Below are 9935 nucleotides of genomic sequence, written 5' to 3' on the forward strand. Positions count from 1 at the left end.
GGGGTGGCTCGGGCAAACGGGGCAACGGTGGCGGCGATTGTATCGCCGCCAAAGAAAAACCCGCCGGATGGCGGGTTTTTCAGACAACCGACCGAGGGTCGGTGTTATTTCTTCTTGATCGGCGCGGTGGTGGCCGGCACCGGGTCGCTGCCGTGGCGCTTGGTCATCCACCACTGCTGCAGCAGGCCCAGGCCACCGTTGACCACCCAGTACAGCACCAGGCCGGACGGCATGAAGGCCATCATGACGCCGAACACCAGCGGCATCATCTGCATCATCTTGGCCTGCATCGGGTCCATGCCCGGCGCCGGGGTCAGCTTCTGCGTGGCCCACATCACCGCCACGTTGATCACCGGCAGGATGAAGTACGGGTCGCGTGCGGTCAGATCCTGGATCCAGCCCAGCCACGGCGCCTGGCGCAGTTCCACCGACTCCACCAGCACCCAGTACAGGGCGAAGAAGATCGGCATCTGGATCAGGATCGGCAGGCAGCCGCCCATCGGGTTGATCTTTTCCTTCTTGTACAGCTCCATCATCGCGGTCTGGAACTTCTGGCGGTCATCGCCATAGCGTTCCTTGAGCTGCGCGATGCGCGGCTGGAAGCGACGCATCTTGGCGCCGCTCTTGTACTGCACCGCCGACAGCGGATACAGCACCAGCTTCAGCAGCACCACCAGGCCGACGATGGCCCAGCCCCAGTTGTTGACCACCTTGTGGACCTGGTTCAACACCCAGAACAGGCCCTGGCCGATGATCGCCATCAGCGAGAAGCGGCTGTAGTCGACCACGCGGTCCAGGCCCTTCACGTCTTCCTTGGCGATCAGGTTGACCAGCTTCGGGCCCACCCACAGGCGCGCTTCGGTGCTGGCCTGCTGGCCGGCGGCCACGGTGAAGGCCGGGCCGGTGGCCTGGATCTGGTCGCGACCGTCATGCTGGGACAGCACGTAGTTGGCGGCCTGGTCGGGCTGCGGGATCCACGCGGTGAAGAAGTGGTGCTGCAGCATCGCCAGCCAGCCGCCGGTGATGGTGCGGTTGAGGTTGCCGTCGTCCAGGTAATCCTTGAACGCGCGACGCTCATAGCCGTCCTGCGGGCTGAACCAGGTCGCGCCGTTGAAGCTGAACGAGTCCGGGTTGGTCATGCTGCGCGACAGGATGGTCGGGGTGCGGTCCAGCGTGCGGTACACGTAGCCGTTCCACGGTGCGGTGCTGCCGTTGACCACTTCGTCCTTCACCTTGATCGCGTACTCGTTGCGGCCCAGGGTGTAGGTGCGGCGGATGGTCACGCCGTTCGGACCGTTCCACACGAACGGGATCTGCAGTTCCTTCTGGCCCTTGCCCAGCACGAACGCATGGTTGTCGCCGACGAGCTTGAAGCCATTGGCTTCCGGCACCGGCATGCTCTTGTCCTGACTGGTCCAGCCGCTCACCGCGCGATACGGGTGGGTGCTCTCTTCGGTCAGCAGGCGTACCGGCGGGCTGCCGTCAGCCTTGGTCTGCGGGAACTGCAGCAGCTCGGCGTCCAGCACCGTGCCACCGTCCAGCACCAGGCGCAGGACGTCGGTGGTGACGGTCACGCGGGCGGCGCCGGCCTCGGCCTGTGCAGCCGGCTGGTTGGCCGGTGCGCTGCCCGGGGCCTGCGGCACCGTCGCACCCGGGACCGACCCGGCGGCACCCGGCACGGTCGCCTGGGTCTGGGCAGCCACGGTCGGGGTGGCCGGCGCGGCCTTGTCGCGGCCCCACTCCATCCACAGCAACACGGCCACCATCAGCCAGGCAAAAATCAGGAAAACGCGGGTCTGGTTCATCAGCGGGCAGGCTCGACGGGGCCGGCAGGTGAGGCCGGCTCGGACTGGGAAAGGGGTGCAACGCCCAGGGGCGGCGGCATTGTGCCGTCCGCGCCCGTCATGGGCAATGCGCCAAGGCGGCGCAGCAGGCGTTCGAAGGCCTGACGGATGTCTGCATTGCTGGCGGTACGGGCGGCGCTACGGGCAACGACGACAAAATCGCCGGCACTCATCCACGGCCGTAGGTGGCGTGTGGCATCGCGCAGCACACGCTTCACTCGGTTGCGACCCACGGCTCGGGGATCGACTTTGCGCGACACGGCGAGACCCAACCTGGCTGGCGTATCGCTCTTCAGCCAGTGCAGGGTCATCAGCGGATCGGACACACGGCGGGCGCCGTTGAAGACCGTTGTATATTCGGCACGCGTACGAACCCGCGCAGAGCGAGGAAATCGCTTGCGCGGGTCGGAACTGCTCACAGTCAGGATTGCGTCTGCCGCAGGAAGCGGCATTGCAATCAAGCGCTCAGGACTTTACGGCCCTTGGCGCGGCGACGCGACAGGATCTTGCGGCCGTCAGCGGTCTTCATACGGGCACGGAAGCCATGGTCGCGCTTACGCTTGAGGTTGCTGGGTTGGAAAGTGCGCTTGGTGGCCATGCGGGCCTCTATATGAAGGGGACGGAAAGAACCGGAAATTCTATAGACCTGACCAAGGTGCCGTCAAGTGTCTGGCACTACGGGATTTCATCGGGCTGTGCAATAGCTGTGGATCATTTTGTGAATAACTTTGGGACAACCATTCCCGGCCCCCCTCGTCGGTGGTAGTCTGCGCCATCCATTCTTCCCTCCTTCCGGCCTGCGGTGCGGCGGTTTCCTACGCCTGTACGCTGGCCCCAGACGATTATTGCCGATGGATGCCTGGTCCCGTTGTCTCGAACGCCTTGAAGCGGAGTTCCCGCCCGAGGATGTTCACACCTGGTTGAAGCCACTGCAGGCCGATCTGCGCGTGGACAGCCTGGTGCTTTATGCGCCAAACGCCTTCATTGTCGACCAGGTGCGCGAGCTGTACCTGCCGCGCATCAAGGAACTGCTGGCGCACTTCGCCGGTTTCGGCGACGTTTTTCTTGAAATCGGCTCGCGTCCGCGGGCCGTGGAGGCGCAGATTGCGCCGAATCCGGGCTTCAGCACGCCTGCCGTGGCGGCCGAACCGCTGGTGCCGTTCGCCGGCAACCTGGATTCGCACTACACCTTCGCCAACTTCGTGGAGGGCCGCAGCAACCAGCTGGGCCTGGCCGCGGCGTTCCAGGCGGCGCAGAAACCGGGTGACCGGGCGCACAACCCGCTGCTGCTGTACGGCGGCACCGGCCTGGGCAAGACCCACCTGATGTTCGCGGCCGGCAATGCGATGCGCCAGGCCAACCCGGCTGCCAAGGTCCTGTACCTGCGCTCGGAACAGTTCTTCAGCGCGATGATCCGGGCGTTGCAGGAAAAAACCATGGATCAGTTCAAGCGCCAGTTCCAGCAGGTGGACGCGCTGCTGATCGATGACATCCAGTTCTTCGCCGGCAAGGACCGTACCCAGGAAGAGTTCTTCCATACGTTCAACGCCCTGTTCGACGGCAAGCAGCAGATCATCCTGACCTGCGACCGGTACCCGCGCGAGGTCGAGGGCCTGGAAGCACGGCTCAAGTCGCGGCTGGCCTGGGGCCTGTCGGTGGCCATCGAACCGCCGGACTTCGAGACCCGCGCCGCGATCGTGCTGGCCAAGGCACGTGAGCGTGGCACCGAGATTCCCGACGATGTGGCGTTTCTGATTGCCAAGAAGATGCGCTCCAATGTCCGCGACCTCGAGGGTGCGCTGAATACCCTGGCCGCACGCGCCAACTTCACCGGCCGTGCGATCACCACTGATTTTGCGCAGGAAACCCTGCGCGACCTGCTGCGCGCCCAGCAGCAGGCGATCAGCATTCCCAACATCCAGAAAACCGTGGCCGACTACTACGGGCTGCAGATCAAGGATCTGCTGTCCAAGCGTCGGACCCGGTCGCTGGCCCGTCCGCGCCAGGTAGCCATGGCGCTGACCAAGGAACTCACCGAGCACAGCCTGCCGGAAATCGGCGATGCCTTTGCCGGCCGGGACCACACCACGGTGCTGCATGCCTGCCGTCAGATCCGGACGTTGATGGAAGCCGACGGCAAGTTGCGGGAAGACTGGGACAAGCTGATCCGGAAGTTGAGCGAATGATGCATGCACGCCGCACAGGCGTCATCGCATAAAACGGTGCAGAATCCGGTAGCAAGCAGGGGACAGGGTGTGGATAAGAAATCGGGTAAATTTCCCGGAGGATTTATCCACAGGTTCGCCCTCCCCCCGAGGGTTAGTAGTGCAGAGGGTTTCAACGTCTGAAACCTCTTTGTTTACAAAGACTTAGCTGTGTTTTCCAGCGATTCTGTTCCTACCATCACCACCAAGCTTTTGATTTATTCCATATTTTTTTAAAGCATAGGGGCACGGAACCACATGCGTTTCACACTGCAGCGCGAAGCCTTTCTCAAGCCGTTGGCACAAGTCGTCAACGTGGTCGAACGCCGCCAGACCTTGCCGGTTCTGGCAAATTTCCTGGTCCAGGTGCAGAACGGGCAGCTGTCGCTGACCGGTACGGACCTGGAAGTGGAAATGGTGTCGCGGATCGCGGTGGAAGATGCCCAGGACGGCGAGACCACCATCCCCGCCCGCAAGCTGTTCGAGATCATCCGCGCCCTGCCCGATGGCAGCCGGATCACCGTCTCGCAGACCGGTGACAAGATCACCGTGCAGGCAGGCCGCAGCCGCTTCACCCTGGCAACCCTGCCGGCCAACGACTTCCCGTCGGTGGACGAAGTGGAAGCCACCGAGCGCGTGGCCATCGGCGAAGCCACCCTGAAGGAACTGATCGAGCGCACTGCGTTCGCGATGGCCCAGCAGGACGTGCGCTACTACCTCAACGGCCTGCTGTTCGATCTGCGCGGCGATGCCCTGCGGACCGTCGCCACCGACGGGCACCGCCTGGCGCTGTGCGAAACCGAGCTGGAAAAAGCCAGCGGCGCCAAGCGTCAGATCATCGTGCCGCGCAAGGGCGTGACCGAACTGCAGCGTCTGCTGGAGAGCGGCGATCGCGAGATCGAGCTGGAAGTCGGCCGCAGCCACGTGCGGGTCAAGCGCGACGATGTGACCTTCACCTCGAAGCTGATCGATGGCCGCTTCCCGGATTACGAAGCGGTGATCCCGATCGGCGCCGACCGCGAAGTGAAGGTCGACCGCGAAGCACTGCGTGCCTCGCTGCAGCGCGCCGCGATCCTGTCAAACGAGAAGTACCGCGGCATCCGCGTGGAAGTCTCGCCGGGCAACCTGAAGATCAGCGCGCACAACCCGGAGCAGGAAGAAGCCCAGGAAGAGATCGAAGCCGACACCACGGTGAGCGATCTGGCCATTGGCTTCAACGTGAACTACCTGCTGGACGCGTTGTCCGCCCTGCGCGATGAGCACGTGGTCATCCAGCTGCGTGATTCGAACTCCTCTGCCCTGGTCCGTGAGGCCAGCAGCGAGAAGTCGCGTCATGTGGTGATGCCGCTGCGTCTGTGACCTGACGCTTGGTTCCACGTGGAACCGACCTGTCGAAGAAGCCCGGCCACGCGCCGGGTTTTTTTTGTTCCACGTGGAGCATTGCGGTAGCCAGGCAACGCGATGCAGTTTGGAGACGTGTGCGGTGATGGCAGCGCGTTGATCAACGGCAGGCATCTGCGGTGTTCGCTGAGCGCGTCGACGTTGGCGGACCCCGCGCACCTCGCACATGTTCCGCCGCTTCCACGTGTTGGTTTCACGTTCCACGGCGAGGGCTGGTTTGAGTGCCTGGATCACTGCTCTATGCTTTAAAAACTGTATATAAATCTAAAGCTAGGTGGTGGTGGTAGGGGCAGATTTGGTTGAAAAGTACCTTATCTGATTGAAATCAAAGGGAATGTTGGGTCTGAAACCCCCTGTAAAAGGCCCCCTGAGGCTGGGGGTGATCCTGTGGATATCTTTCAGGCCCGTATTTGAGTGCGTTTTTATCCACAGCTCGTACATGGGTTGTGCATAAGTCATACAGGGTGCCTGTGGACAGCGAAATCCGTACGCGGCGTATTCGGCCAGATCTGAATACGCATGCCGGGCCCAGCGCATCAGATTTGAAGGAATGGACCCGGCGTCGGCATCCCCCGGCGCCAGCGACCAGGGAAATCGCGTCGATTTTCTTGAAATCTGCAGGCCTGCAGCCCTGCCCGGCTGTCAGATTTCAAGAAATTCACGGTGCTGCGCGGCACCCCGATGCCTTGGTTCGCGCCTGGACTTGGTGGACCAGGGCGGATCGCGCCGCAGGCAGCGCGTTCACCCGTTGGCCCACGTGAAACACACCCGATGCAGTAAGCTGATCGATTACCCCTACCCGACTGCCGCCCCGCGCGGCCGTGATCGACTGCATGCACATCCGCCGCTTGTCCCTGCACCAGGTTCGCCGCTTTGAACGCGTGGAACTGGCCCCCGAGCCGGGCATCAACCTGATCACCGGTGACAACGGTGCCGGCAAGACCAGCGTGCTGGAGGCCCTGCATGTAATGGCGTATGGGCGCAGTTTCCGCGGCCGCGTGCGCGACGGTCTGGTGCGCGAAGGTCAGGATGCGCTGGAAGTGTTCGTGGAATGGGACGAATGCCGCGAAGGTGCCCCAAGTTCCGCGCGGCGCAAGGCCGGGCTGCGGCACAGCGGGCAGGAATGGAAAGGCCGGCTGGATGGCGAAGACGTCGCGCAGCTGGGAAACCTGTGCGCAGCGTTGGCCGTTGTGACCTTCGAGCCGGGCAGCCATGCACTGGTCAGCGGTGGCGGCGAACCGCGTCGACGCTTCCTCGATTGGGGCTTGTTCCACGTGGAACCAGACTTCCTGGCACTGTGGCGGCGCTACTCCCGGGCGTTGAAACAGCGCAATGCCCTGCTGAAACAAGGGGGCAACGCCCATGCGTTGGATGCGTGGGACCATGAGCTGGCCGAAGCCGGCGAGCCGCTGACCACGCGCCGCCAGCACTACCTGGAGCGGCTGCAGGACCGGGCCATCGCGTTGGCCCAGGTGCTGGCGCCCAATCTGGGGGTCCAGTCGATGACCCTGAGTCCGGGCTGGCGCAAACAGGAGGTGTCCCTGTCGGATGCGCTGTTGCTGGCGCGGGAACGCGACCGCATGGCGGGCTACACCTCCGTCGGCCCGCACCGGGCGGACTGGAGCGTGGGCTTCGCCAGCATTCCGGGCCGCGACGCCCTGTCACGCGGGCAGGCCAAGCTCACCGCCCTGACCTGCCTGTTGGCACAGGCCGAGGACTACGCCGAGCAGCGCGGCGAATGGCCGGTGATCGCGCTGGACGATCTGTCCTCCGAGCTGGATCGCAATCACCAGGCCCGGGTTCTGGACCGGCTGAGGTCCGGGCCCGCCCAGATCTTCATCACCGCCACCGAGACCCCGGCGGCGCTGCACGACGCAACCGACATCACCCGGTTCCACGTGGAACATGGGCAGGTCCAGCCTGTGCCATAGTGGTCGGGAGGGCGCGTGCGCCCGGCTGGTATAATTGCTGTTGCAACCCCTTACCCACGGTGCCCCGCGTCAAGCGGCGGCCCGACCTGCGGAGCCTACGGCAAGCGCAATGACTGAAGAACAGAACACCCCGGCAAACAGCGGCAACTACGACGCCAACAGCATCACCGCCCTGGAAGGGCTGGAAGCTGTCCGCAAGCGTCCTGGTATGTACATCGGCGACGTCCATGACGGCACCGGTCTGCACCACATGGTGTTCGAGGTCGTCGACAACTCCATCGATGAAGCCTTGGCCGGCCACGCCGACCACGTGTCTGTGATGATTCACGCCGATGGCTCGGTCTCCGTCTCCGACAACGGTCGCGGCATCCCGACCGGCAAGCACGAGCAGATGAGCAAGAAGCTCGACCGCGACGTGTCTGCCGCCGAAGTGGTCATGACGGTGCTGCATGCCGGCGGCAAGTTCGACGACAACAGCTACAAGGTGTCCGGCGGCCTGCACGGCGTGGGCGTCAGCGTGGTCAACGCGCTGTCGCAGAAGCTGGTCCTGGACATCTACCAGGGCGGCTTCCACTACCAGCAGGAATACGCCGACGGTGCAGCACTGCATCCGTTGAAGCAGGTGGCGGCGAGCACCAAGCGCGGCACCACCCTGCGCTTCTGGCCGTCGCTGAAGGCGTTCCACGACAACGTGGAATTCCACTACGACATCCTGGCCCGTCGCCTGCGTGAGCTGTCCTTCCTCAATTCCGGCGTCAAGATCGTGCTGGCGGACGAGCGCGGCGATGGCCGCCGCGACGACTTCCATTACGAAGGCGGCATCCGCAGCTTCGTGGAGCATCTGGCGCAGCTGAAGACGCCGCTGCACCCGAATGTGATCTCGGTAACCGGCGAGTCCAACGGCATCACCGTGGACGTGGCGCTGCAGTGGACCGATTCCTACCAGGAAACGATGTACTGCTTCACCAACAACATTCCGCAGAAGGACGGTGGTACCCACCTCGCCGGCTTCCGCGGTGCGCTGACCCGCGTGCTCAACAACTACATCGAGCAGAACGGCATCGCCAAGCAGGCCAAGATCAACCTGACCGGCGATGACATGCGCGAAGGCATGATCGCCGTGCTGTCGGTCAAGGTGCCGGACCCGAGCTTCTCCAGCCAGACCAAGGAAAAGCTGGTCAGCTCGGACGTGCGCCCGGCCGTGGAAAGTGCCTTCGGCCAGCGCCTGGAAGAATTCCTGCAGGAAAACCCGAACGAAGCCAAGGCGATCGCCGGCAAGATCGTCGACGCTGCGCGTGCCCGTGAAGCGGCCCGCAAGGCGCGCGATCTGACCCGCCGCAAGGGCGCGCTGGATATCGCCGGCCTGCCCGGCAAGCTGGCCGACTGCCAGGAAAAAGATCCGGCGCTGTCCGAACTGTTCATCGTCGAGGGTGACTCGGCAGGTGGCTCTGCCAAGCAGGGACGCAACCGCAAGAACCAGGCGGTACTGCCGCTGCGCGGCAAGATCCTCAACGTGGAACGTGCCCGCTTCGATCGCATGCTGGCCTCGGACCAGGTCGGTACGCTGATCACCGCGCTGGGCACCGGTATTGGTCGGGACGAATACAACCCGGACAAGCTGCGCTACCACCGCATCATCATCATGACCGACGCCGACGTCGACGGTGCGCACATCCGTACGCTGCTGTTGACCTTCTTCTACCGGCAGATGCCGGAGCTGATCGAGCGCGGCCACATCTACATCGGCCTGCCGCCGCTGTACAAGATCAAGCAGGGCAAGCAGGAGCTCTACCTGAAGGACGACCCGGCGCTGGATGCGTACCTGGCCAGCAGCGCGGTGGAAAACGCCTCGCTGATTCCGGCCGATGGCGAACCGGGCATTGAAGGCCTGGCCCTGGAAAAGCTGCTGCTCTCCTACGCTTCGGCGCAGGAAGCCATCAGCCGCAACGCCCACCGGTACGATCGCCAGGTCCTTGAGGCCCTGATCGATTTCACTCCGATGGACCTGGAACACCTGCGCAAGGCCGGTGCCGATGAAGGCCTGGCCGCGCTGGCGACGCGTCTCAACCGCAGCAGCCTCGGCTCGCCGCGCTTCAGCCTGGAACTGCAGGAACCCACCGAGGAGCGTCCGGCCGCGCTGCTGGTCACGCGCCGCCACATGGGCGAAGCGTTGATCCAGGTGCTGCCGTTGTCGGCCTTCGAAACCGGTGAACTGCGTGCCCTGCACCAGTCCTCGCTGCTGCTGCACGGCCTGGTCCGCGCCGGTGCGAAGATCAGTCGCGGCGCCAAGTCGGCCGAGATCGAGAGCTTTGCACAGGCGCGCGAATGGCTGCTCGAGGAAGGCAAGAAGGGCCGCCAGATCCAGCGCTTCAAGGGCCTGGGTGAAATGAATCCGGAGCAGCTGTGGGACACCACGGTCAACCCGGACACCCGCCGTCTGCTGCAGGTGCGGATCGAAGACGCCGTTGCGGCCGACCAGATCTTCAGCACCTTGATGGGCGATGTGGTGGAGCCCCGCCGTGACTTCATCGAAGACAACGCGTTGAAGGTCGCCA

General features: G+C 64.0%; 7 protein-coding genes. 4 read left to right on the plus strand and 3 right to left on the minus strand.

Annotated elements, in window-relative coordinates; all coding sequences use genetic code 11:
- Nucleotides 1–104 precede the first annotated feature (104 nt).
- Genes yidC through rpmH form a run of 3 tightly spaced genes read right to left on the minus strand, consistent with a single transcriptional unit; the run spans nt 105 to nt 2442 of the window.
- Nucleotides 105–1805 (minus strand): membrane protein insertase YidC, encoded by a 1701-nt coding sequence (gene yidC / locus DBR34_RS04710; RefSeq protein ID WP_128095913.1) that lies wholly within the window; start codon nt 1803–1805, stop codon nt 105–107.
- On the minus strand, nt 1805–2296 hold the full coding sequence (rnpA, locus tag DBR34_RS04715; protein ID WP_128095917.1) for a ribonuclease P protein component: 492 nt from the start codon (nt 2294–2296) through the stop codon (nt 1805–1807). The genes yidC and rnpA overlap by 1 nt, the downstream gene beginning before the upstream one ends.
- A gap of 5 nt (nt 2297–2301) precedes the next feature.
- Nucleotides 2302–2442, minus strand: a complete 141-nt coding sequence (gene rpmH / locus DBR34_RS04720) for a 50S ribosomal protein L34 (protein WP_006404565.1) — start codon at nt 2440–2442, stop codon at nt 2302–2304.
- 253 nt (nt 2443–2695) lie between these two features.
- Between rpmH and dnaA the strand changes: the two genes are divergently transcribed.
- The 4 genes from dnaA to gyrB form a co-directional block, all read left to right on the plus strand.
- Complete coding sequence (dnaA, locus tag DBR34_RS04725) at nt 2696–4030, plus strand: chromosomal replication initiator protein DnaA (RefSeq protein ID WP_128095914.1); 1335 nt, start codon at nt 2696–2698, stop codon at nt 4028–4030.
- Nucleotides 4031–4306: 276 nt separating this feature from the next.
- The gene (dnaN, locus tag DBR34_RS04730; RefSeq protein WP_019184048.1) at nt 4307–5407 is read left to right on the plus strand and encodes a DNA polymerase III subunit beta; all 1101 of its coding nucleotides are present in this window, start codon (nt 4307–4309) and stop codon (nt 5405–5407) included.
- 875 nt (nt 5408–6282) lie between these two features.
- Nucleotides 6283–7380, plus strand: coding sequence for a DNA replication/repair protein RecF (recF, locus tag DBR34_RS04735; protein WP_128095915.1), 1098 nt, complete (start codon nt 6283–6285; stop codon nt 7378–7380).
- A 109-nt stretch (nt 7381–7489) separates the two neighbouring features.
- A partial coding sequence (gene gyrB / locus DBR34_RS04740) for a DNA topoisomerase (ATP-hydrolyzing) subunit B (RefSeq protein ID WP_128095916.1) occupies nt 7490–9935 on the plus strand: 2446 nt, incomplete at its 3' end.

The organism is Stenotrophomonas sp. HMWF003, assembly GCF_003061285.1.
GTDB lineage: Bacteria > Pseudomonadota > Gammaproteobacteria > Xanthomonadales > Xanthomonadaceae > Stenotrophomonas > Stenotrophomonas maltophilia_AP.

Coding starts and splice junctions, on each gene's coding strand:
- yidC (WP_128095913.1), bottom strand. CDS start 1,805: ATGAACCAGACCCGCGTTTTCCTGATTTTTGCCTGGCTGATGGTGGCC.
- rnpA (WP_128095917.1), bottom strand. CDS start 2,296: ATGCCGCTTCCTGCGGCAGACGCAATCCTGACTGTGAGCAGTTCCGAC.
- rpmH (WP_006404565.1), bottom strand. CDS start 2,442: ATGGCCACCAAGCGCACTTTCCAACCCAGCAACCTCAAGCGTAAGCGC.
- dnaA (WP_128095914.1), top strand. CDS start 2,696: ATGGATGCCTGGTCCCGTTGTCTCGAACGCCTTGAAGCGGAGTTCCCG.
- dnaN (WP_019184048.1), top strand. CDS start 4,307: ATGCGTTTCACACTGCAGCGCGAAGCCTTTCTCAAGCCGTTGGCACAA.
- recF (WP_128095915.1), top strand. CDS start 6,283: ATGCACATCCGCCGCTTGTCCCTGCACCAGGTTCGCCGCTTTGAACGC.